This window comes from Streptomyces sp. RerS4 (assembly GCF_023515955.1).
Classification (GTDB): Bacteria; Actinomycetota; Actinomycetes; order Streptomycetales; family Streptomycetaceae; genus Streptomyces.
Window position 1 is genome coordinate 6,514,773 of sequence record NZ_CP097322.1, and the last position, 21,576, is coordinate 6,536,348.

At 70.6% G+C, this 21,576-nt stretch carries 17 protein-coding genes and 2 pseudogenes; 14 read left to right on the plus strand and 5 right to left on the minus strand.

Annotated elements, in window-relative coordinates; translation table 11 throughout:
- Window positions 1–15 precede the first annotated feature (15 nt).
- A complete protein-coding gene (locus tag M4D82_RS29200) occupies window positions 16–1,218 on the minus strand; it encodes an acyl-CoA dehydrogenase family protein (protein ID WP_249770022.1) in 1,203 nt (400 codons plus the stop codon).
- Between the two features lie 385 nt (window positions 1,219–1,603).
- The gene (locus tag M4D82_RS29205; RefSeq protein WP_249770024.1) at window positions 1,604–2,173 is read right to left on the minus strand and encodes a helix-turn-helix domain-containing protein; all 570 of its coding nucleotides are present in this window, start codon (window positions 2,171–2,173) and stop codon (window positions 1,604–1,606) included.
- Window positions 2,174–2,316: 143 nt separating this feature from the next.
- On the opposite strand from M4D82_RS29205, the gene M4D82_RS29210 reads away from it, so the two are divergent.
- The 5 genes and pseudogenes from M4D82_RS29210 to M4D82_RS29230 form a co-directional block, all read left to right on the plus strand.
- Window positions 2,317–3,096 carry an ABC transporter permease gene (locus M4D82_RS29210; protein WP_249770026.1) on the plus strand — a complete coding sequence of 260 codons (780 nt, stop codon included), beginning with the start codon at window positions 2,317–2,319 and terminating at the stop codon, window positions 3,094–3,096.
- Complete coding sequence (locus M4D82_RS29215) at window positions 3,093–3,809, plus strand: ABC transporter ATP-binding protein (protein ID WP_249770028.1); 717 nt, start codon at window positions 3,093–3,095, stop codon at window positions 3,807–3,809. Before M4D82_RS29210 ends, M4D82_RS29215 begins: the two co-directional genes overlap by 4 nt.
- A 102-nt stretch (window positions 3,810–3,911) precedes the next feature.
- Entirely contained in the window at window positions 3,912–4,907 is a 996-nt protein-coding gene (locus M4D82_RS29220; protein ID WP_249770030.1) for an ABC transporter substrate-binding protein, read from the plus strand.
- Between the two features lie 26 nt (window positions 4,908–4,933).
- A complete protein-coding gene (locus M4D82_RS29225; protein ID WP_249770032.1) occupies window positions 4,934–6,043 on the plus strand; it encodes an aryl-sulfate sulfotransferase in 1,110 nt (369 codons plus the stop codon).
- A gap of 254 nt (window positions 6,044–6,297) precedes the next feature.
- A pseudogene (locus tag M4D82_RS29230) lies at window positions 6,298–6,579 on the plus strand (LLM class flavin-dependent oxidoreductase); the annotation flags it as partial.
- Window positions 6,580–6,596: 17 nt separating this feature from the next.
- Here the strand turns inward: M4D82_RS29230 and M4D82_RS29235 are convergent.
- Complete coding sequence (locus tag M4D82_RS29235) at window positions 6,597–7,397, minus strand: hypothetical protein (protein ID WP_249770034.1); 801 nt, start codon at window positions 7,395–7,397, stop codon at window positions 6,597–6,599.
- 254 nt (window positions 7,398–7,651) lie between these two features.
- Between M4D82_RS29235 and M4D82_RS29240 the strand changes: the two are divergent.
- Window positions 7,652–8,006, plus strand: a pseudogene (locus M4D82_RS29240) (DNA-binding protein); the annotation flags it as partial.
- Window positions 8,007–8,008: 2 nt separating this feature from the next.
- Here M4D82_RS29240 and kdpB (M4D82_RS29245) read toward each other — a convergent pair.
- Window positions 8,009–10,159 carry a potassium-transporting ATPase subunit KdpB gene (gene kdpB / locus M4D82_RS29245; RefSeq protein ID WP_502989020.1) on the minus strand — a complete coding sequence of 717 codons (2,151 nt, stop codon included), beginning with the start codon at window positions 10,157–10,159 and terminating at the stop codon, window positions 8,009–8,011.
- A 279-nt stretch (window positions 10,160–10,438) separates the two neighbouring features.
- Complete coding sequence (locus M4D82_RS29250) at window positions 10,439–12,310, minus strand: APC family permease (protein ID WP_249770036.1); 1,872 nt, start codon at window positions 12,308–12,310, stop codon at window positions 10,439–10,441.
- Between the two features lie 249 nt (window positions 12,311–12,559).
- On the opposite strand from M4D82_RS29250, the gene kdpF (M4D82_RS29255) reads away from it, so the two are divergent.
- From kdpF (M4D82_RS29255) to M4D82_RS29290, 8 genes are all read left to right on the plus strand, one after another.
- Window positions 12,560–12,649 (plus strand): K(+)-transporting ATPase subunit F, encoded by a 90-nt coding sequence (gene kdpF / locus M4D82_RS29255; protein ID WP_249770038.1) that lies wholly within the window; start codon window positions 12,560–12,562, stop codon window positions 12,647–12,649.
- A gap of 38 nt (window positions 12,650–12,687) precedes the next feature.
- Window positions 12,688–13,113: a DUF4118 domain-containing protein gene (locus M4D82_RS29260; protein WP_249770040.1), complete on the plus strand. Its 426-nt coding sequence runs from the start codon at window positions 12,688–12,690 to the stop codon at window positions 13,111–13,113.
- Between the two features lie 158 nt (window positions 13,114–13,271).
- Window positions 13,272–13,361, plus strand: coding sequence for a K(+)-transporting ATPase subunit F (gene kdpF / locus M4D82_RS29265; RefSeq protein ID WP_042817481.1), 90 nt, complete (start codon window positions 13,272–13,274; stop codon window positions 13,359–13,361).
- Window positions 13,362–13,369: 8 nt separating this feature from the next.
- Entirely contained in the window at window positions 13,370–15,034 is a 1,665-nt protein-coding gene (gene kdpA / locus M4D82_RS29270) for a potassium-transporting ATPase subunit KdpA (RefSeq protein ID WP_249770042.1), read from the plus strand.
- Complete coding sequence (gene kdpB / locus M4D82_RS29275) at window positions 15,031–17,130, plus strand: potassium-transporting ATPase subunit KdpB (protein ID WP_249770044.1); 2,100 nt, start codon at window positions 15,031–15,033, stop codon at window positions 17,128–17,130. The genes kdpA and kdpB (M4D82_RS29275) overlap by 4 nt, the downstream gene beginning before the upstream one ends.
- A gap of 8 nt (window positions 17,131–17,138) precedes the next feature.
- Window positions 17,139–17,834, plus strand: coding sequence for a potassium-transporting ATPase subunit C (locus M4D82_RS29280; RefSeq protein ID WP_249770046.1), 696 nt, complete (start codon window positions 17,139–17,141; stop codon window positions 17,832–17,834).
- 124 nt (window positions 17,835–17,958) lie between these two features.
- Window positions 17,959–18,642, plus strand: a complete 684-nt coding sequence (locus M4D82_RS29285; RefSeq protein ID WP_249770048.1) for a response regulator — start codon at window positions 17,959–17,961, stop codon at window positions 18,640–18,642.
- Between the two features lie 50 nt (window positions 18,643–18,692).
- Window positions 18,693–21,236 (plus strand): DUF4118 domain-containing protein, encoded by a 2,544-nt coding sequence (locus M4D82_RS29290; protein ID WP_249770050.1) that lies wholly within the window; start codon window positions 18,693–18,695, stop codon window positions 21,234–21,236.
- Window positions 21,237–21,576 lie beyond the last annotated feature (340 nt).

Consider the following 21,576-nt stretch of genomic DNA (forward strand, 5'->3'; position numbering starts at 1 on the left):
GGGGTGTCGGAGGGGTCAGAGGAAGGCGGCCGTCACCCCGCGCTGGGAGCCGTTGAGGTAGTGCTCGCCGATGGAACGCAGGCGGTTCGCGACCGGGCGGTGGGCCGTCAGGACGCGGGCGTTGCGCCAGAACCGGTCCAGGCCGGGGGCGTCGGCGAGTTCCAACACCCCGGCGGTGATGTGCAGGGCGGCCTTCGACGTCACGGTCTCGGCGGTGGCGACCAGAGCGGCGACGGCCGCGGGTTCCTCGGGACCGAGGTGCGTACCCGTGTCCAGGGCCCGCGCCATCACCTCCGTCGCCCGGTCGACCACGGCGGTGGCCGTCTGGGCCGCGGAGGCGAGCTCTCCGTACGTCAGGAACAGGTCGGAGTCCGCCCCGGGCGACCGGTGCGCGCGGCCGCCCCGGCTGAGGTCGCGCGCTTCGGCGAGGGCGCCCTCGACGATGCCGAGGCCGACGTGGCACAGGGCGAGCCGGAGCGCCGGCTCGGCGAGCGCGGTGAAGGGCGCGGTCGACTCCTCGTCCTGCGGCCGGCGGCCCAGCACCTGCGCGGGCGCGACGGCGACCCGTTCGAGGGCCACCCGGCCCGCGCCGGCGACGCGCTGCCCGAGCCGGTCGTGGGCGGGCTCGATGGTCACGCCCGGCGCCTTGGAGGGGATCCGTACGACCAGCACGTCACCGGTCGTGGCGCAGGCGGCGTCCAGCACGATCTGGTCGGCGACGGCCACCGCCGTTTCCACGGACCGGGACCCGTTCAGCACGTAGCCGCCGCCGCGCGGCCTGAGCGTCAGGTCCGGCTCGGCGGTCTCGTCGTCGGGGGAGGGGGCGTGGACCGCGCCGGTCCACAGCCACTGCTCGCGCACCGACCCCTCCTCGAGGGCGGTGGCGAGGTGGGGACCCGCGTAGAAGCGCCCGCTCCACGCGTGCACGTAGTGGCGGGCGAGGACGTCCCCGACGGAGCTGTCCGCCGCGGCTATCTCCCGTATGACGGCGCATCCGGTGCGCCAGTCCGCCCCGCGGCCCGGCGCGGGCGGGGTGAGGGCCGCGGGCAGGCCCGCCTCGCGCAGCCTGGCCGTCTCGTCGGTCGGCGGCCTGCCGGCCTGCTCCCTGGCGATGGCGTCCGCGGCGAGGTCGTCCGCCACGTCGCGGGCGGTACGCAGGAGTGCGCCCCGCCGCTCGTCGGCGGAGCGGCCGCCGGCGGTGCTCCGCGTTGTCGGCACGGGCGTCACCGACAGGCCCGCGTGCCGCTGAAGGGCGCGGGGGACGGGCGGGCAGCGGTGTCGGGGGGAATCGCGGTGCTCATGTCGGCTACTCCGGAAACGTTGTCGGGCGGCATCGGCCGGTTGGCGGGAGGTGTCCGGCTCGGCGGGGTGCGGGCGGCACCGGAGGCCTGGCCGACGGCACTTCACCAAACCCCACCTTCCCTATCGGATTGATAGGGATCCTCGTCCGAAGCGGCCTTCCCGGCAAGAGTGTGGCCGCATGGTGGACAGTTCGGTCTTGGGATGAAAGACGACGCAGGTCACAGGCCCGTCGGCTCGAATCCGGGCGAGGGGAGCGCGGTAGGACCGCCCGTCAGGGGGCGGGTGAACGCGGGGAGTTCGCCTACGCGTTCGCGATGACCAGCAGGGTGCGCGCGGCGGTGGGGCCCGTCAGGCGGCACCGGTGCGGGACTTCGCCCCGGTGGTGGGCGCTCTGGCCGGCGCGCAGGGTCAGCGGTTCCTCGCCCTCGACCTCCAGGACGATCTCGCCCTCCAGGACGTAGAGGAAGTCCTCCCCGGGGTGTTCGAACCAGCCGCGCTCGCCCTGGCCGGGCTCGAAGTGGTGCTCGTAGGCTTCCATCAGCGCGCTGCGCCCGCCGGGGATGAGGACTCGGGCGGTCTGCCCCGCGGCCTCGTTCACGCGGATCACCTGCGGGTCGCTCTCGTGGCTGACCGCACCCGGGCGTGCGGGCGGTCGCAGGAAGGCTCCCGGGGCGACGTCCAGCGCTTCCGCGATCCGGTAGATCGAGGTGAGGCTGGGTGTGGCGAGGCCGCGTTCGAGCTGGCTGAGGAAGGGCTGGGAGAGGCCCGAGCGGGTGGCGAGGACGGCCATGGAGACGCCGCGCTGTTTGCGGCAGCTCCGGATCACCCGTCCGACCTCGATCGCCTCTGGCGTGGGTTCGGGTCGAGACATGCAGGTGAACGTACCTCATCGCCGATGGAGGGCGGTTGGGCGGCCGGGCGAGGTTTTGCACCGCCGCAACGCTCCCGTCATAAGCGTGGTCAATTATTGACCTCACTTATCAACGAGCGAGGAACCGAACGAGGAGCCGCCCCGTGCACGCCACCCCCTCACCGCCCGGAAGGGCCGTCAGCCGGCTCGGCCCGGCCCTGGGCGCCGCAGGTGCCGTGCTCGCGCTGTGGTACCTGCTCGCCAGGTCCGGAGCGGTGTCTCCCGGGCTGCTGCCCACACCCGGTGAGACCGCGGCCGCGCTCGCGGACAGTGCCCGCAGCGGCATGCTGGCCGCCGATCTCGGCGCCAGCCTCGCCCGTGCCGGGCAGGGATTCGCTCTGGGCTCCCTGGTCGGCAGCGCACTGGGCTTCGCCACCGGCTACCTGCCGAGGCTGTCCGCCGCCGTCTCCCCGGTGATCTCCTTCCTGCGGCCGATCCCGGCCATCGCGCTGGTGCCCCTCGCGACCGCCTGGTTCGGCATCGGGGAGACCGCCAAGCGCCTGCTCATCGCGTACGCCGTGCTGCTCGCCGTCTGGCTGTACGTTCACGACGGGGTCTCGCGGGTGCCGGCGACCCACTTGAGGGCCGCCCGGTCCCTGGGGGCGCCGCTGCACCGGCGGTTCACCGAGGTGCTGCTGCCCGCCGCCGCCCCCGCGCTGCTCGCCGCACTGCGCTACGGCGCATCGGTGGCGCTGCTCGCACTGGTGGCGGCGGAACTGGGCGGCGCGGACAGCGGGCTGGCGTACCGGCTCCAGGTGGACGGCCAGTTCCTGCGCGTGGACCGCATGTTCGCGGGACTGCTCGTCCTCGGGCTGCTCGGTGTGGCCGTCGACCTCGTACTGGCCGCGATCGGCCGCCGGTTCGTGCACTGGAGCGCCTCATGAGCCTTGGCGTACGACTGGAGGGACTGTCGGTCCGCTACGGGCCCGTCCCGGTCCTGGAGCCCACCGATCTGGAGCTCCCGGCGGGCTCGTTCACGGCGCTGCTGGGGCCCAGCGGGTGCGGCAAGTCGACGGTACTCAACCAGGTGGCCGGTTTCCTGCGGCCCGCCGGAGGGCGGGTGACGGTGGGTTCCGACCCGGTACGGGAGCCGGGCCCGGAGCGGGGCGTCGTCTTCCAGCACTATGCGCTCTTCCCCTGGCGCACCGCTCGCGGCAACGTCGAGTTCGCCCTCAAGCGGCTCGGCCTGCCGCGCCCGGAGCGCCGCAGGCGCGCCCTCGCGGCACTGGCCGAGGTGGGGCTCGCGGACGGTGCCGAGAAGTACCCGGGGCAGTTGTCCGGAGGCATGCAGCAACGCGTGGCACTGGCCAGGGCCCTGGCCGCGGAACCCGAAGTACTGCTGCTGGACGAGCCGTTCGGAGCGCTGGACGCGCTGACCCGGACCCGGATGCAGACCCTGCTGCGGGAACTGTGGCAGCGCCGCGGCACCACCGTCCTGTTCGTCACGCACGACATCGACGAGGCACTGGCCCTCGCCGAGCGGGTCGTCGTCCTCGGCGGGACACCCGGCCGGGTGGTGGCGGACCACGCCGTCCCCGCCGGGCCGCCCGACCCGGACCTGCGCTCGCTGATCGCACGTCACCTCGGCTCCGACTGAGCCCGAAGCCCAGTGGTCCCGACCCACAAGCCCGGTACCCCCGACCCCCGACCCCGTACCGGACCCTGCTTCCACCTCCTCCCCGGAAGGACGACCCTCCCCATGCTCAGACCCCGCGCCGTGGCCGGCCTGTTGGCGGCAGCCCTGCTCTGCGCGCTCACCTCTGCCTGCGACTCCGGCTCCGGTCCTGCGGGCGGCGACCGCCCCGCCGTGTCCCTCGCCGGGAGCGACCACCTCGGCGGAGCGCCCGTCTACGTGGCCCAGGAGCGCGGGCTGTGGTCCGCCGAGGGCATCGACGCCACCGTCACCACCCAGCCCACCGGGCGGGACGCGCTGAACGCCGTGCTCGGCGGCCAGGCGCAGCTCGGCGTCGTAGGTGACCTGCCCGCCGTGACGGCTGCACTGGGCGGGCGCGAGCTGCGGATCGTCGCCGACCTGTCCCGGTTCTCCGACTGGCGCCTGCTGTCGCGCACCGACCGGCAGATCACCGGCTTCGCCGCGCTGAAGGGCCGCAAGGTCGGGGTCCCCCAGGGCACGAACGTCGAGTACGCCCTGTCGCGGATGCTCGCCTCCGTACAGCTGACGGCCGCCGACGTGACCGTCGTGAACCTCGCCCCGAACCAAATCACTTCGGCGCTGGCCCGTGGGGACGTCGACGCCGGGGTCACCTTCCCCAGCTTCTACGACTCCGCCCGCACCACCCTCGGCGACGCCTACGCCGAGCTCCCCTTCACCGGCTACACGGCCCGGACCCTGCTCGTCGCCGGTCCGAAGGCGACCGAGGAGACCACCACGGCCGTACTCCGGGCGCTGCTGAAGGCCCAGCACGAGATCACCGCCGACCCGGTCGCCGCGCGCGGCGCCGTACTCGCCCAGTCCAAGGGTGCGCTCCAGGCCGGCTACGTGGACGCCTTCCAACCCCGCTACGCCTACGGCGCGACCCTCTCGCCCGAGCTGCTGGACCAGTTGGAGCACGAGGCCATCTGGGCGAAGACCGCCCAGAGCCTGCCGGGCTCCGCAGACCGCGCCGCCCTGCTGCGGCGGCTGAACCCCGGGCCCCTGACGGCCGTCGACCCGGCCGCTGTCACCGTCCGCTGACCCACACCCCACCCAAGGAGATACGCATGACCGTCGACCAGAACACCCTGCGCCGCCGCGGCGTCGGCCTGATCGCCCACGACCCCGCCCGCAGCTACGGCGGCTACACCCTCTACACCCCGATCACCAGCGCCGGCGAGATCCACCTCGTCGACATCGAGGGCCGCACCGCCCACACCTGGAACTCCCCCCACCCGCCCGGCCGCCAGGCGCAGCTCCTGCCCAACGGAAACCTCTTCTACGCGGCCAAGGACACGAACAGCCCCACCCTCTTCCCCATCTGGGACGTCTACCACGGCGGCATCTTCCAGGAACTTGCCCCCGACTCCACAGTCCTGCGCGAGGTCCGGCACCCATTCCACCACCACGACGCCTCGATCCTGCGCAACGGCAACCTCATCGTCACCGTCGTCGAACCCCTGGACCCGGCCGACGCCGCCCGCATCCGGGGCGGCATCCCCGGCTCCGAAGCGCCCGGCGGGGTGATCTACGGGGACGTGGTGTACGAGCTGACCTGGGAGGGCGAGGAGGTGTGGCGCTGGGCCGCCATCGAGCACCTCGACCCCGAGGAGTTCCCCCTCAACCCGCACTTCGCCCGCGAGCACTGGCCCATGGCCAACACCGTCAACGAGCGCGCCGACGGCTCGATCGTGCTCGGTTTCCGCAGCGCCTCCTCCACCGTGGCCGTCGACCGCGCCGACGGGTCCGTGCTGTGGCACATCGGCCCCGACGTCCTGGCGCAGCAGCACCACCCGCACGAGCTGGAGGGCGGAAACATCCTGGTCTTCGACAACGGCACCTACCGCGAGACGACTTCCGTGCCGTACTCGCGGGTGCTCGAACTCGACCCGCGCACCGGCAAGGAGGTGTGGTCGTACGAGGACAACCCGCCGCAGAACTTCTACAGCCCGTACATGTCCAGCGCGCAGCGGCTTCCCAACGGGAACACCTTCATCGCCGAGGGCTCCTTCGGGCGGCTCTTCGAGGTGACCCCGAGCGGGGACGTGGTCTGGGAGTTCGTGGTCCCGCAGTTCCGGTCCTTCGGCGACGGTGTGGGCCTGGAGTCCTCGGCCGGCGCCCAGAACGCCGTGTTCCGCGCCTACCGCTACTCCGCCGACCAACTGCCCTGGCTGTAATCGGAAGCCGCGTTGCATTTCAGCGGAGGGCGTTCCGCGTGCGGCAGACGAAAATGCCGCCCGCTTCCGCGTCCGCCGAGATCAGGACGGCTGCTTTTCGATTCTTCGCTTCGTCGAATGCTGCTGGGCGGTCTGGTCTCCCAGGCCGCCCACGGGCTGCTGACCAGTCCCTTCCACCAGGGGGACCGCTTCGCGTACCGGTTCTTCCGGCCGGTCATCCTGGAGGGCCCGTCCATCACCCTCCAGGTGGCCGATACGCGCCCTGGGTGCGCAGCATCCGCACCGCCGAGGGCGCCATCCCCCACCCCACCCCGGCCGAGGCGCGCGCCCTGCCGTGGTCCGACGCGGATGGCGCCCTGGTGGCCGACCGGCTCAACACCCGGTTCGTCGGCTCGCCGCCCACCATCGCCGATCACCTGGAGCGGCTCCAGGAGACCACCGGGGCCGACGAGTCGCTGATCACCACCATCACGCACGACCACGCGGACCGGGTCCGCTCGTACCACCTGGCGGCCGGGGAGTGGCGGCGTCGCTGAGGGCGCCGGCCTGCCTGTCACACGCATTTGACGCCGTGTGCATGGTCATCGGGCAGGTGTCCTCCGCATGCTCGAATTCCGCCGCCGTGGTCCAAGGAGCCCCCGATGACAACCCGCCGCCACTTCCTCGCCGGCTCCGCGGCCGCCCTGGGGCTCGCCTCGATCGCCGCCGCCCCGGACGCCCCGGGCCTCCTCGGGGGTCCGGCCGTGCAGGAGGACACCGGCTGTTCGGTCAGGGCCGCCGATCCGGAGGCCCCGGCGGGGAACCAGCGGACAAGGCCGAGGCCGGAGACCTTGAAGACGAGACGTGCGGTGTCCCTGTCGATGCGTCGGGACAGCTGACGCCAATCCGTCTCTCCGAAGGTCAGGACCCCGCGTTCACAGGAGGCGTGGGCGCCTTGCTCCAGCAGCTGCCAGATGGGGGGATTGGCCGTCAGAACCTTCATGTCCAGCTCAAGCCGTACGCCGTGGATGTCCTGGAGCGCAAGCCGCTGCGCGTCCCCGCCCGGCCGGCGCACGGACACCAGCCAGTCGGTCCGTACGCGCTTCTCCCGCAGCAGCCCACGGGAGGCCAGCCAGCATGCGCCGGCCGTGACACGGTCCGGCAGCAGTACGACGAACAGCAGCGCCGCAAGCCCGGCCCACAGCGCGGCACGGGGTGCCGTGAGTGCTCCGCCGACCGCGTCGACCAGCAGCAGGAGCGCCAGCAGGGTCGCGGCGGACACGCTCGCGGTGCGCAGGGCACCGGCCCAGTCCTCGTCGTGAACCAAGGCCCCAGCCGCGGGTGACTGCCTGTTCTCGTCGGTGCGGCGTCCCATGGGCCGAGGCTAGAAGCAGGGCGGGCACATGCAGCGGATCCTGACGTGTTGCTGACGAGACGTTGTCGACATCGAAACGGCGCTGTGGTCCTCGGTCCTGCGCACGCCGACGCAATGCCGCTCTCACGCCCTCGGGGAACGCCCACAGCCCGCCAATTCATCCCGCCGTTGGCGCGCTGACCTGTGAAAACGGCGTCTCGGACCCCGCGGTGCCGTCCCGCGGTGGCTGTCAGCAGTCGAGCGAGTGAGCGGTTCTGCTCACGCTCGCGCTGTGCTCAACGTGCGAGACGCTGCTGCCCAAGCGGCTCGCCCTGCCGATCCTCGCTTCCGACCGCTGTCCTCGGTCGCGTACGCCACGCAGGAGATCCTGCTGGTCCTGCCCTCGGTGGCCTGGCGTATCTGCACTTGACCCCGTGGATCGGGGCTGCGGTCGTCGCGCTGATGACGGTGGTGGTGTTCTCGTACCGCCAGGTGGTCCACGCGTACCCGAGCGGCGGCGGTTCGTACGAGGTCGCCTCGACCAACCTCGGCCCCTCGGCCGGCCTGGTGGTTGCCGCGTCGCTGCTCGTCGACTACCTGACGGAACACTCGACGGGACTGACCGGCGGAACTCAGCCGAGGCCGGGGATGGCGGAGACCACGAGGTCGATGAGCTTGATGCCGACGAAGGGCAGGACGAGGCCGCCCAGCCCGTAGACGGCGAGGTTGCGGCGCAGCAGGTCGTGGGCGGAGGCCGGGGTGTAGCGGACTCCGCGCAGGGCGAGCGGGATCAGGGACACGATGATCAGGGCGTTGAAGATGATCGCCGAGGTGATGGCCGAGGTGGGGCTGTGCAGGCCCATGACGTTGAGCGCGCCGAGTCCGGGGTACGCGGACGTGAACATGGCCGGGATGATCGCGAAGTACTTCGCCACGTCATTGGTGATGGAGAAGGTGGTCAGCGCACCGCGCGTGATGAGGAGCTGTTTGCCGATCCGCACGATCTCGATGAGCTTGGTGGGGTTGGAGTCCAGGTCCACCATGTTCCCGGCCTCCTTGGCGGCCGAGGTGCCCGTGTTCATCGCCACGCCGACATCCGCCTGAGCCAGCGCGGGCGCGTCGTTCGTGCCGTCGCCCGTCATCGCGACGAGCTTGCCGCCTTCCTGCTCCCGTTTGATCAGGGCGAGTTTGTCCTCGGGTGTTGCCTCGGCGAGGTACTCGTCGACTCCCGCCTCCGCGGCGATCGCCGCAGCGGTCAGCGGATTGTCGCCGGTCACCATGACGGTACGGATGCCCATGCTGCGGAGCTCTGCGAAGCGTTCGGCGATGCCCTCCTTGACGACGTCCTTGAGGTGGACGATCCCGAGGACCCGCGGGCCTTCCCAGTCGTGGACGGCGACGAGCAGGGGCGTGCCGCCCGACCGGGACAGCTGCGCGGCCCAGTCGGCGGCCTCGGCCGGCACGCTCCCGCCCCGCAGGGTCACCCAGTCGCAGACCTGCTGCACGGCGCCCTTGCGGATGGCGCAGCCGGCGCCGTTGTCCCAGCTCAGGTTGAGCCCGCTCATCCGGGTCTTGGCGCTGAACTCCACGAAACGCGGGTGGCTCAGCTCGTGCCGCGCGGGAGCCGTCAGACCGTACCGCTCGGCGAGGGTGACGACGGATCGGCCCTCGGGGGTTTCGTCGGCGAGGGACGACAGCTGGGCGGCGTCGGCGAGTTTGCCGTGGTCGATGCCGGGCAGCGGGATGAAGCGTTCGGCTTCGCGGTTGCCGGTGGTGATGGTGCCTGTCTTGTCCAGCAGCAGGGTGTTCACATCACCCGCCGCTTCCACCGCCCTGCCGCTCATCGCCAGGACATTGCGCTGGACGAGGCGGTCCATGCCGGCGATGCCGATCGCGGACAGCAGGGCGCCGATGGTGGTGGGGATGAGCGTGACGAGCAGGGCGACCAGAACGGCCGTGGACTGAGCTGCGCGCGCGTGCGCGGCCATCGGCTGAATGGCGACCACGACCAGGACGAAGATCACCGTCATGGCGGCGAGCAGGATGTTCAGCGCGATCTCGTTCGGGGTCTTCTGCCGGCTGGCGCCCTCGACCAGGGCGATCATCCGGTCGATGAAGCTGTGCCCGGGGCGCGAGGTGACCCGTACGACGATGGAGTCGGACAGGACGGTCGTACCGCCCGTGACACCGGACCGGTCGCCGCCCGCCTCACGGAGCACGGGCGCGGATTCGCCGGTGACGGCCGATTCGTCGATCATGGCGGCGCCGTCCACGACGTCGCCGTCGGCCGGGATCATCTCGTCCGCCTCGACGAGGACGAAGTCGAACGGCTGGAGCTCGGCCGGGCTGACGGCCTCGGTCTCGGCGCGGCGCAGGTTCGTCCCGTACGTCCAGTGCTGCAAGCGCAGGGCCACCGTGTCCGTACGGGCTTTGCGCAGCGACTCCGCCTGCGCTCTGCCGCGGCCCTCGGCGACGGCCTCGGCCAGGTTGGCGAAGAACACGGTCAGCCAGAGCCAGCCGCTGATCACCCAGGTGAAGACCGACGGATGCAGGAGCGCGGAGAGCGTGGTGAGTACGGAACCGACGGCGACGACGAACAGCACGGGCTTGCGCACCAGTTCGCGCGGACGGAGCTTGCGCACCGCCTCGCGGGCCGAGGCCGCGAGCTGCTCGGGCTCCAGCATGTGCGCGGGGCCGGGACGCTTGCGGGGCGGCCGGGTCACCGGCGACTGCGGCGGGGTCCCGGGACCTGGAGGAGTGTGCTGCACGGCAGCGGAAGACATGACGTGGCCTTCTGGTGGAGATCGGCAGAGTGCCCCAGGACCGCATGCGGGGCGGCCCGATGGGGCGTGAGGAAGGGAAAGAGACGTGGAGGGGCCCGCCTCCGGAGACCTGTCGGCATGGCCCCCTCAGGCCGTCGTCATGCGGATGGGTCCGGTCCCCGGTGGCGGGACGGGCAGGAATCTACCTCCCGCAGTGAGTGATTCCCCGGACACCCAGGGGAATTGGTGGATCCTTGACGTCCGCGTACGGAAGGCCGTCAAAGCCTCGTCAACGAGGTGTCAAGAACACACGTCGTCGGTGATGCGGAAGCGCAGTCGGCAGATGACGGCGTCGGTGTCCCGGCGCACGGCGCGGGCCACGACCGAGCCGCGCTGGTTCTGCAGGAGGCGCTGCCACAGGTGGGCGGGCTCGGTCTCCGGGATCAGTACGGTGACCTGGGACTCCGGGTGCGTAGCGGTGAGTTCGCATACGTAGCCGGAGACCGGGCGGCCCAGGGCGCGGGTCGGCGAGGTGACTTCGACGAGTTCGACGCCCGGGTTCCAGAGCTCCCAGTCGCGGCGCAGGGCTTCGGCCGCCTGCCGGTCCTCGGGCGCGGGGTGGGTGACGGTGACGGCGAGGACCTCGTCGCCCAGTGAACGGGCGGCGGTCAGGGCTTGGCAAGTCAGCTTCGACAGTCCGGAGACGGGTACGACGACGAGCGAGCGGGAGCGCGTCGGGGGCTGCGGGATCCGGCCGAGCTCCAGGCGCTCCCCGATCCGGGTGTAGGTGCGCTGGATCCTCTCGAAGCCGAGGACCAGCAGCGGCAGGGCGATGACGATCAGCCAGGCGCCCTCGGTGAACTTGGTGGCCGTGACGACGACGGCCGAGACGCCGGTGAGGAGGGCGCCGAAGCCGTTGAGGGCAACCTTGGCCCGCCAGCCGGCGGGACGTTCCCCGTACCAGTGCAGCACCATCCCGACCTGGCAGATGGTGAAACCGACGAACACACCGATCGCGAAGAGCGGGACGAGGGTGTTGGTGTCGCCGCCGGAGAACACCAGCAGGGCGGCCGAGACCGCGGCCAGGGCGAGCACGCCGTGCCGGTGCACCTGGCGGTCGGCCTTGAGGGCGAAGAGGTGCGGCAGGTAGTTGTCGCGGGCCAGCAGGCTCATCAGCACCGGCAGTCCGCCGAACGAGGTGTTCGCCGCCAGTGCCAGCAGCACCATCGTCGCGAACTGGACCACGTAGAAGGCGGAGTCGTGCCCGAAGGAGGCGTCCGCGAGCTGCGCGAGTACGGTCACGCCCTCCACCGGCTGGAGGTGGAAGCGGCCGATCAGCACGGACAGACCGATCAGCATCACACCGAGCAGGGCGCCGAGCGCGACCTCGGTCCGCTGCGCGCGGCGGGCGGCCGGGGCGCGGAAGGACGGCACGGCGTTGGCGACGGCCTCGACGCCGGTCAGGGCGGAACAGCCGGCCGCGAAGGCCTTCAGCAGGAGCAGCGCGCCGACGGTGGTGGCGCCCTCACCGAGGGCGGAGGCGTGCCCGGCGGCGGAGACGGTGCTGACCGGGCCGTCCCGGAACAGGCCGACGGTGATCATGGCGAGGATCGAGCCGACGAACACCGCCGTCGGCACCAGGAAGGCCTTCGCCGAGTCGACCACTCCGCGCAGGTTGACGGCGGTGACCAGGACCAGGATGCCCAGGCACACCCCCACCCGCTCCCCGTACAGCTGCGGGAAGGCCGACGTCAGCGCGGCGACGCCGGCGGTGACCGAAACCGCCACGTTCAGCACGTAGTCGAGGATCAGCGAGGCGGCCGCCACCAGACTGGTGCGGCGGCCGAGGTGCTTCTTGGCGACGGCGTACGAGCCGCCGCCGTCCGGGAACGCAGCGATGACCTGCCGGTACGAGGCCACCAGCACGGCGAGCAGCGCGGCGATCGCGACGGTGACGGGGAGGGTGAACCCGAGCCCGTACGCCCCCGCGCCGGCCAGCACCAGCACGACGGCCTCGGGCCCGTAGGCGACCGAGGCCATGGCATCCAGCGACAGCGCCGCCAGGCCCTGCGGTGCGGTGAGCTTGTGCCGGTCACCGGCCCCGGTGTCAGGGGGCTGTTCGGCGCCGGGCACCTGCGCCACTGTGCCCCGTTTACCTGCGTGAATGGCCATGAAGCCGGTCCCTCCGAATCGAGCCAAGACGAGGAACAGCGTCGAGGCCGGAAAGCAGGCGTTCCAGCGGCCTTGGCGGCATTCATACGCCCGCCGCCGCACTCTTCACGCGTTCAATACGGCCGGGCGAGGAGTCCGTATGAAGTGCGTCAAAAGGCCATGAGGGTCCGGTACGGCGCAGAGCGATCGGGGCAATGTGGAGGCGGGTGGCATACGGCCTGCCCCGTGAGGTACAGGGAGACAGGATCAATGGACGCTGAGAACGTGGTCGGGCTGCTCATCGCTCTCGCTCTGCTCGGCTATCTCATCGCGGCACTGATCAAGCCCGAGAGGTTCTGAATCGGGTCAGCCTGAGCGGTCGCCGCGCTCGGCATCGCATGGCCGGAGCCCTCGCCGCGCTCTCCGCGGCCGCCTGGTTCGACTTCCTCCTGACCCGGCCCTACGGGCGCTTCACGATCTCCGACGGGAGTGACATCCGGACGGCGGTCCCCCTGCTGATCGTCGGCTTGATCGTCTCCCAGCTCGCGGTCCGCACACGCCGGCTCCAACGCTCCGTGATCACCGACGCCTCCGACTTGTCGCGGGTGGAGGGCACCGCCCTGCTCGCACGCTGCTGGACCATGCCGCGGGGCAGGCCGAAGCCACGTACTGGCCCGAGGCGTGGCCGGAAGGCGAAACCGAGCTGCGCGCCGTCGGCGGCGGGCACCACTACGGGCGCTTCATGCTCGCGCTGCGGCGTGTCGCCGTATGGGCGGCGTCAAGAGTTCCGCTGCGCCCGTATGGAGTCCGTCAAGGAGTCTTAACGCCCGGCTGAGCTCGCGGTTAGCTCTTCCTCGGCCGTCTGGCCGAATCCATTTCATCACTTCATTCAGGAGCTCACGATGGCCGATCTGGCCTTCGTCGTCACCACGGTCGCGGTGTTCGCGCTGGTGGCTCTTATCGCCCGGGGGGTGACCAAGCTGTGACTGTCGAGAACATCGTCGGCCTCGTCGTGGCCGTCTCGCTGCTGGGTTACCTCGTCCTCGCCCTTGTGTACCCGGAGAGGTTCTGAGCACTGATATGAGCCCCGTAACCGCTGGTGTGCTCCAGCTGCTCGCGCTGATCGCCGCGCTCGCGCTGGCCCACCGTCCGCTGGGCGACTACATGGCCCGGGTCTACTCCTCCGAGAAGCACTACCGCCCGGAGAAGTGGATCTACAAGGCCATCGGCGCCAACCCCACGGCCGAGATGCGCTGGCCTGGGTATCTGCGCGGCGTCCTGGCCTTCTCCGCCGTGAGCGTCCTGTTCCTCTACGCCCTCCAGCGGGCGCAGGGCATCCTGCCCGGCTCGCTCGGCTTCTCCGCGATCGACCCGGACCAGGCCTTCAACACCGCCGCCTCCTTCGTCGCGAACACCAACTGGCAGTCGTACGCCGGCGAGCAGGCCATGGGCCACGTCGTGCAGACCGGCGGCCTGGCCGTGCAGAACTTCGTATCCGCCGCGGTCGGCATGGCCGTCGCCGTTGCCCTGGTACGGGGCTTTGCCCGCTCCCGTACTGGTGAACTCGGCAATTTCTGGGCGGACCTGGTCCGCGGTGTCTTCCGCATCCTGCTGCCGATCTCGGTAATCGGCGCGCTGATCCTCGTCGCCTGCGGTGCGATCCAGAACTTCTCCGGCATCCACGAGGTCGGCCAGTTCATGGGCGGCTCGCAGCAGTGGAACGGCGGCGCCGTGGCCTCGCAGGAGGTCATCAAGGAGCTGGGTACGAACGGTGGCGGTTACTTCAACGCCAACTCCGCGCACCCCTTCGAGAACCCGACCCCGTTCTCGAACCTGTTCGAGATCTTCCTGATCCTGGTCATCCCGTCCGCGCTGACCCGCACCTTCGGCCGCATGGTCGGCTCGATCCGCCAGGGTTACGCGATCCTCGCGACGATGGCGACGATCTGGGTCGTCTTCGTCGGCCTGATGATGTGGACCGAGTTCGCCGGTAACGGCCCGGCCCTTGAGGCCGCGGGCGGGGCGATGGAGGGCAAGGAGACCCGCTTCGGCATCGGCGCCTCCGCGATCTTCTCGGTCTCCACGACCCTGACCTCGACCGGTGCGGTCAACTCCTTCCACTCCTCGTTCACGGGTCTGGGCGGCGGGATCCAGCTGCTGGGCATGCAGCTGGGCGAGATCGCGCCCGGTGGTGTCGGTTCCGGCCTCTACGGCATGCTGATCATGGCGATCATCGCGGTGTTCATCGCGGGCCTGATGGTCGGGCGCACGCCCGAGTACCTGGGCAAGAAGATCGGCACCCGCGAGATCAAGTTCGCGGCCTGCTACATCCTCATCACTCCGGCGCTGGTGCTGTGCTTCACCGCCGCGGCGATGGCGCTGCCCACGCCCGGCAACTCGATGGCCAACTCCGGCGCGCACGGCTTCTCCGAGATCCTCTACGCCTACACTTCGGGCGCCAACAACAACGGCTCGGCCTTCGCCGGCCTGAACGCCGACACGCAGTGGTTCAACAGCACGATCGGCATCGCCATGCTGCTGGGCCGCTTCCTGCCGATGGCGTTCGTCCTGGCGCTGGCCGGCTCGCTCGCCGAGCAGAAGCCCGTCCCCGAGACGGCGGGAACCCTGCGCACCGACAAGCCCCTCTACACGGGCCTGCTCGTCGGCACGATCCTCATCATCACCGGTCTGACCTACTTCCCGGCCCTGGCGCTGGGTCCGCTTGCCGAAGGGCTCGCCTCATGAGCACCACCACCCCCACCCGTGCTCCGCACGAAGACCTGCCCACCGGGCACAAGCCCCCGGCGGGGCGTGTGGGCGGCGGCCTGTTCGACCCCAAGGCGCTGGTCAAGTCCTTCCCCGACGCGGTGAAGAAGCTCGACCCGCGCGTCATGATCAAGTCCCCGGTCATGTTCGTGGTCCTCGTCGGCTCGGTGGTCACCACCGTCCTGGCCATCAAGGACCCGACGGACTGGTTCGGCTGGGCGATCACCGCCTGGCTGTGGCTGACCACGATCTTCGCCAACCTGGCGGAGGCAGTGGCCGAGGGCCGGGGCAAGGCGCAGGCCGACACGCTGCGCAAGGCCAAGACGGACACTGTCGCCCGCCGGCTGACCGACTCCGGCGAGGAGCAGGTGCCCGGCACCGACCTCAAGATCGGCGACCTCGTGGTCTGCGAGGCCGGCGACGTCATCCCGGGCGACGGTGACGTCGTCGAGGGCGTCGCGTCGGTGGACGAGTCCGCGATCACCGGTGAATCCGCGCCGGTGATCCGCGAGTCCGGCGGTGACCGCAGCGCGGTGACCGGCGGTACGAAGGTCCTCTCGGACCGGATCGTCGTCAAGATCACGACGAAGCCGGGCGAGACCTTCATCGACCGGATGATCAACCTGGTCGAGGGCGCGGCCCGGCAGAAGACGCCGAACGAGATCGCGCTCAACATCCTGCTCGCGTCCCTCACGATCGTGTTCCTGCTGGCCGTGGTCACGCTGCAGCCCTTCGCGATCTACGCGGACGCCAAGCAGTCGATGATCGTGCTGACCGCACTGCTGGTCTGCCTGATCCCGACCACGATCGGTGCGCTGCTCTCGGCGATCGGTATCGCGGGTATGGACCGCCTGGTCCAGCGCAACGTGCTCGCGATGTCGGGCCGCGCGGTCGAGGCCGCCGGTGACGTCTCGACGCTGCTGCTCGACAAGACGGGCACGATCACGCTCGGCAACCGCCAGGCCTCGGAGTTCGTGCCCGTCAAGGGCACCACGGCCGCCGAACTGGCCGACGCCGCCCAGCTGTCCTCGCTCGCGGACGAGACCCCCGAGGGCCGCTCCATCGTCGTGCTGGCGAAGGAGAAGTACGGGTTGCGCGAACGCCATCAGGGCGAGCTCGCGCACGCCGAGTGGATCGCCTTCACGGCCCAGACCCGCATGTCGGGTGTCGACGTGGACGGGAAGAAGACCCGTAAGGGCGCGGCCGGTTCGGTCATCACCTGGGTACGAGAGCAGGGCGGCCAGGTCTCCGACGACGCCGACCTCCTGGCCAACCGGATCTCCGAGGCCGGTGGCACCCCGCTCCTGGTCGCCGTCGAGGACGAGAAGGGCGCCCGGATCCTGGGCGTCATCCACCTCAAGGACGTCGTCAAGGAGGGCATGCGCGAGCGGTTCGACGAGCTGCGCCGCATGGGCATCAAGACCGTCATGATCACGGGGGACAACCCGCTCACCGCGAAGGCGATCGCGGAGGAGGCCGGCGTCGACGACTTCCTCGCCGAGGCCACTCCCGAGGACAAGATGGCCCTCATCAAGCGGGAGCAGGCCGGCGGCAAGCTCGTCGCGATGACCGGCGACGGCACGAACGACGCGCCGGCGCTGGCTCAGGCGGACGTCGGCGTGGCGATGAACACCGGCACCTCGGCCGCCAAGGAGGCCGGGAACATGGTCGACCTGGACTCCAACCCCACCAAGCTCATCGAGATCGTCGAGATCGGCAAGCAGCTCCTCATCACCCGGGGCGCCCTGACCACCTTCTCCATCGCCAACGACGTCGCGAAGTACTTCGCGATCATCCCGGCCATGTTCGCCGTGGTCCACCCCGGCCTGGACAAGCTCAACATCATGGGCCTGCACTCGCCGAACTCCGCGATCCTGTCCGCGGTCATCTTCAACGCGCTGATCATCATCGCCCTCGTCCCGCTCGCCCTCAAGGGCGTCCAGTACAAGCCGACCAGTGCCGACAAGATGCTCCGCCGCAACCTCGGGATCTACGGACTCGGCGGCCTGATCGCCCCGTTCATCGGCATCAAGATCATCGACATGCTCATCTCCCTCATCCCCGGAATCGGCTGATATCCGCCATGAACAACTCTGTAGGCCACACCGCACGGCTGATCGGCGCGGGCCTGCGCGCCCTCCTCGTCCTCACCGTCCTGTGCGGGGTCCTCTACCCGCTCGCCGTCACCGGCATCGCCCAGGTCGCCCTCGGCGACAAGGCCAACGGCTCCGAGATCAAGGACAAGAGCGGGCAGGTGGTCGGCTCCGAGCTCATCGGCCAGACCTACAACCTGCCCAAGCAGGCTCATTCTGATTCAACTACGGGCGACAACCCGGAAGGGGCCGCCAAGCCGGACCTGAAGTGGTTCCAGCCGCGCCCCTCCAACGGACTCGGCACCAACAGCGTCAACACCCAGTACTCGCTGATCCTCTCCGGCGCCACCAACAAGGCCGCCGACAACCCGGACTTGGTCAAGCTGGTCGAGGACGCCAAGGCCGCGGTCGTCGCGGACAACACCACGGCCACCTACAAGGTCAAGCCCGAGGACGTGCCGGCCGACGCCGTCACCTCCTCCGGCTCCGGCCTCGACCCGAACATCTCCCCCGAGTACGCCGAGCTCCAGGTCCACCGGGTCGCCGAGCAGAACAACCTCGACGTCAAGCAGGTCGAGAAGCTGGTCGCGGACAACACAGAGGGCCGCACGCTCGGCTTCATGGGCGAGCCCCGCGTCAACGTGCTCAAGCTCAACATCGCGATCAAGGCCCTGGCCAAGAGCTGATGACCGCCGCAGCGCGGATCCGGAGTCGGTGGGGCGCGAAGGTCCCCAGCCACCGCTGGGTGGGACCGTCGGCGCCCCGCCGGCTCCGGCCGCTCGCATGTTACGAAAGGAAGGCTCCCCACCGATGACACGCGTGCTCGTGGTGGAGGACGATCCGCAGCTCGTACGCGCGCTGAAGATCAATCTCCAGGCGCGGAAGTTCGAAGTGGAAGAGGCCGGCGACGGAGCGATGGCGCTCCGGCTCGCGGCCGACCGCAGACCGGACGCCATCATCCTCGATCTCGGCCTGCCGGACATGGACGGCGTGGAGGTGATCAAGGGCGTGCGGGGCTGGAGCCACGTCCCGATCCTGGTCCTCTCCGCGCGGCACACCTCCGAGGAGAAGATCCGGGCCCTGGACGCCGGCGCGGACGACTACGTGACGAAACCGTTCAGCATGGACGAGCTGCTGGCCCGCCTTCGTGCCGCCACCCGACGGCAGGAAGCGCCCGCCTCACCGGCCGGGGTTTCGGAGATCGCGACCGACGAGTTCACCATCGACCTGGCCGCCAGGAAGGTGGTGCGCGGTGACCGCCGGGTCCGTCTGACCCCCACCGAGTGGCACCTGCTGGAACTACTGATCGCCAAGCCGGGCCACCTCGTCTCCCAGCGGAAGCTGCTGCTGGAGGTATGGGGGCCGACGTACGCGGACCACACCAACTACCTTCGGGTCTACATGGCCCAACTGCGGCGCAAACTGGAAGCGGACCCCTCCCATCCCCGGTACCTGATCACCGAACCGGGGATGGGTTACCGCTTCGAGCCCTGACAGGCCCTGAACCACACAGCAGATCGAGCAGAACGAGAAGCCGGCATCACATGAGACGCGGAAAGCTCCGGATCTACCTCGGCTCGGCACCGGGCGTCGGCAAGACGTACGCGATGCTCTCCGAGGCGCACCGCAGGATCGAGCGGGGCACCGATTGCGTCGTCGGCTTCGTCGAGCACCACCGCCGGCCGCGCACCGAGGTGATGCTGCACGGCCTCGAGATGATCCCGCGCCGGGAAATCGCGTACCGCGACAGCACCTTCGCGGAGATGGACGTCGACGCGATCCTCGCCCGGCGCCCCGTGGTGGCACTCGTGGACGAGCTCGCGCACACCAACATCCCCGGCTCGCGCAACGCCAAGCGCTGGCAGGACGTCGAGGAACTCCTCCAGGCCGGCATCGACGTCGTCACCACCGTCAACATCCAGCACCTGGAGTCCCTCGGCGACGTCGTGGAGACCATCACCGGCGTCCGCCAGCGCGAAACGGTGCCGGACGAGGTGGTGCGGCGCGCGGACCAGATCGAGCTGGTCGACATGTCCCCGCAGGCGCTGCGCCGGCGGATGGCGCACGGCAACATCTACAAGCCGGACAAGGTCGACGCGGCCCTCTCGAACTACTTCCGTCCCGGGAACCTCACCGCGCTGCGCGAGCTGGCCCTGCTGTGGACCGCGGACCGGGTGGACGAGTACCTCCGGGAGTACCGAGGCGAGCACAACATCCGCTCCACGTGGCAGGCCCGCGAGCGGATCGTCGTGGGCCTGACCGGGGGGCCTGAAGGCCGTACGCTCATCCGCCGCGCCGCCCGTCTCGCGGAGAAGGGCGCGGGCGGTGAGGTGCTCGCGGTCTACATCGCGGCCAGCGACGGCCTCTCCTCCGCCTCCCCGAAGGAACTGGCCGTCCAGCGCACCCTGGTCGAGGATCTCGGCGGCACCTTCCATCACGTCATAGGCGACGACATCCCGCACGCCTTGCTGGAGTTCGCACGGGGTGTGAACGCCACCCAGATCGTCCTCGGCGTCAGCCGCCGCAGGCCCTGGCAGTACGTCTTCGGGCGTGGCGTCAGCTCCACCGTGGCCGTCGAGTCCGGTCCCGACCTCGACGTCCACATGGTCACCCACGACGCAGCGGCCAAGGGCCGCGGCCTGCCGATCGCGCGCGGTGCCCGGCTGGGCCGGTCGCGCCGCATCTGGGGCTGGCTGACCGGCGTCGTCGGCCCTGCCCTGCTCACGCTGCTGCTCAGCCAGGTCGTACCCGACCTCGGGCTCGCGAACGACATGTTGCTGTTCCTGACCTTCACCGTCGCCGCCGCCCTTCTCGGCGGGCTGCTGCCCGCCCTCGCATCGGCCGCCGTCGGCTCCCTTTTGCTGAACTACTTCTTCACACACCCGCTCCACCAGCTCACCATCTCCGATCCGCGCAACATCGTCGCCATCTCGATCTTCGTCGGCGTGGCCGTGTCGGTGGCCTCCGTCGTGGACCTGGCCGCCCGCCGCACCCACCAGGCCGCCCGGCTCCGTGCCGAATCCGAGATCCTCTCCTTCCTCGCCGGCAGCGTCCTGCGCGGCGAGAACTCCCTCGACGCGCTCCTCGAACGTCTCCGCGAGACCTTCGCCATGCAGTCCGTCGCCCTCCTGGAGCGCGCCGGCGAAGTCGAGCCCTGGACCACGGCCGCCTCCGTCGGCAACCACCCGGTCACGCGTCCCGAGGACGCCGATGTCGACATGCCGATCGGCGAGAACATGGCCCTGGCCCTCTCCGGGCGGGTCCTGCCGGCTGAGGACCGGCGCGTGCTCGGAGCCTTCGCCGCCCAGGCAGCTGTCGTGCTCGACCGCCAGCGCCTCGTCGACGAAGCGGGCAAGGCCCGCGAACTCGCCGAGGGCAACCGCATTCGTACGGCCCTGCTCGCCGCGGTCAGCCACGACCTGCGCACACCGCTCGCCGGGATCAAGGCCTCCGTCACCTCGCTCCGCTCCGACGACGTCGAATGGTCCGAGGAGGACAAGGCCGAACTCCTGGAGGGCATCGAGGACGGCGCCGACCGCCTCGCCGCGCTCATCGGCAACCTGCTGGACATGTCCCGCCTGAACACCGGTGTCGTCGTCCCGCTGATCCGCGAGACCGACCTCGACGAGGTCGTCCCGATGGCCCTGGGCGGCGTACCCGATGACAGCGTGGAACTGGACATCCCCGAGACCCTCCCGATGGTCGCCGTCGACCGCGGCCTCCTCGAACGCGTCGTGGCCAACGTCGTCGAGAACGCCGTCAAGTACAGCCCGGACGGACAGCCCGTCCACGTCTCCGCCAGCTCCCTGCACGACCGCGTCGAGCTCCGGGTCGTCGACCGCGGCCCCGGCGTCCCCGACGAGGCCAAGGACCGCATCTTCGAACCCTTCCAGCGGCACGGCGACGCCCCGCGCGGAGCAGGAGTCGGCCTCGGACTCGCGGTCGCCCGAGGCTTCACGGAGGCCATCGGCGGCACCCTCACCGCCGAGGACACCCCCGGCGGCGGCCTCACCATGGTCCTCACCCTGCTCACCACCGGAGACACCCCTCTCGTTCCCCCGGAGCTACCGTCCTCGGCAATCACCTAGGTCGCGGCGGTGCCGGACGCCGCGAGCCCGGCATGATCCACAAGACACGGCCTAAGGGCGAAAGCCCGCCGGCGTCGCGCCGCCTGCCCGGCCTCCCCGGCGGCACGACCCGGGCGTCGCCCAGCTCAGCGGTCACGCCCTCGATGGCCGCCGACTGGGTGACGTGCTTGGGGACGGGGTCCACGACGTGCACTGAGCACGCGGGCCGGAGCTGGCGGCGGAGTAACTCGCGGGTGCGCGTGAACTCCAGGGCGCCTGTGGCGGTGGTCCGCAGTCGGCAGCTTCGTCGGACCGGGTGTGGAAGTCGATGATCTCCGGGCGTACAGCGGGGTTGCTCGTC

Bases quoted from the DNA above. Each gene is read 5' to 3' on its own strand.
- M4D82_RS29205 (WP_249770024.1), bottom strand. From the start codon at position 2,173: ATGTCTCGACCCGAACCCACGCCAGAGGCGATCGAGGTCGGACGGGTG.
- kdpB (WP_249770044.1), top strand. From the start codon at position 15,031: ATGAGCACCACCACCCCCACCCGTGCTCCGCACGAAGACCTGCCCACC.
- M4D82_RS29280 (WP_249770046.1), top strand. From the start codon at position 17,139: ATGAACAACTCTGTAGGCCACACCGCACGGCTGATCGGCGCGGGCCTG.
- M4D82_RS29250 (WP_249770036.1), bottom strand. From the start codon at position 12,310: ATGGCCATTCACGCAGGTAAACGGGGCACAGTGGCGCAGGTGCCCGGC.
- M4D82_RS29260 (WP_249770040.1), top strand. From the start codon at position 12,688: ATGGCCGGAGCCCTCGCCGCGCTCTCCGCGGCCGCCTGGTTCGACTTC.
- M4D82_RS29290 (WP_249770050.1), top strand. From the start codon at position 18,693: ATGAGACGCGGAAAGCTCCGGATCTACCTCGGCTCGGCACCGGGCGTC.
- M4D82_RS29220 (WP_249770030.1), top strand. From the start codon at position 3,912: ATGCTCAGACCCCGCGCCGTGGCCGGCCTGTTGGCGGCAGCCCTGCTC.
- M4D82_RS29285 (WP_249770048.1), top strand. From the start codon at position 17,959: ATGACACGCGTGCTCGTGGTGGAGGACGATCCGCAGCTCGTACGCGCG.
- kdpF (WP_249770038.1), top strand. From the start codon at position 12,560: ATGGACGCTGAGAACGTGGTCGGGCTGCTCATCGCTCTCGCTCTGCTC.
- M4D82_RS29225 (WP_249770032.1), top strand. From the start codon at position 4,934: ATGACCGTCGACCAGAACACCCTGCGCCGCCGCGGCGTCGGCCTGATC.
- M4D82_RS29215 (WP_249770028.1), top strand. From the start codon at position 3,093: ATGAGCCTTGGCGTACGACTGGAGGGACTGTCGGTCCGCTACGGGCCC.
- M4D82_RS29235 (WP_249770034.1), bottom strand. From the start codon at position 7,397: ATGGGACGCCGCACCGACGAGAACAGGCAGTCACCCGCGGCTGGGGCC.
- kdpB (WP_502989020.1), bottom strand. From the start codon at position 10,159: ATGTCTTCCGCTGCCGTGCAGCACACTCCTCCAGGTCCCGGGACCCCG.
- kdpA (WP_249770042.1), top strand. From the start codon at position 13,370: ATGAGCCCCGTAACCGCTGGTGTGCTCCAGCTGCTCGCGCTGATCGCC.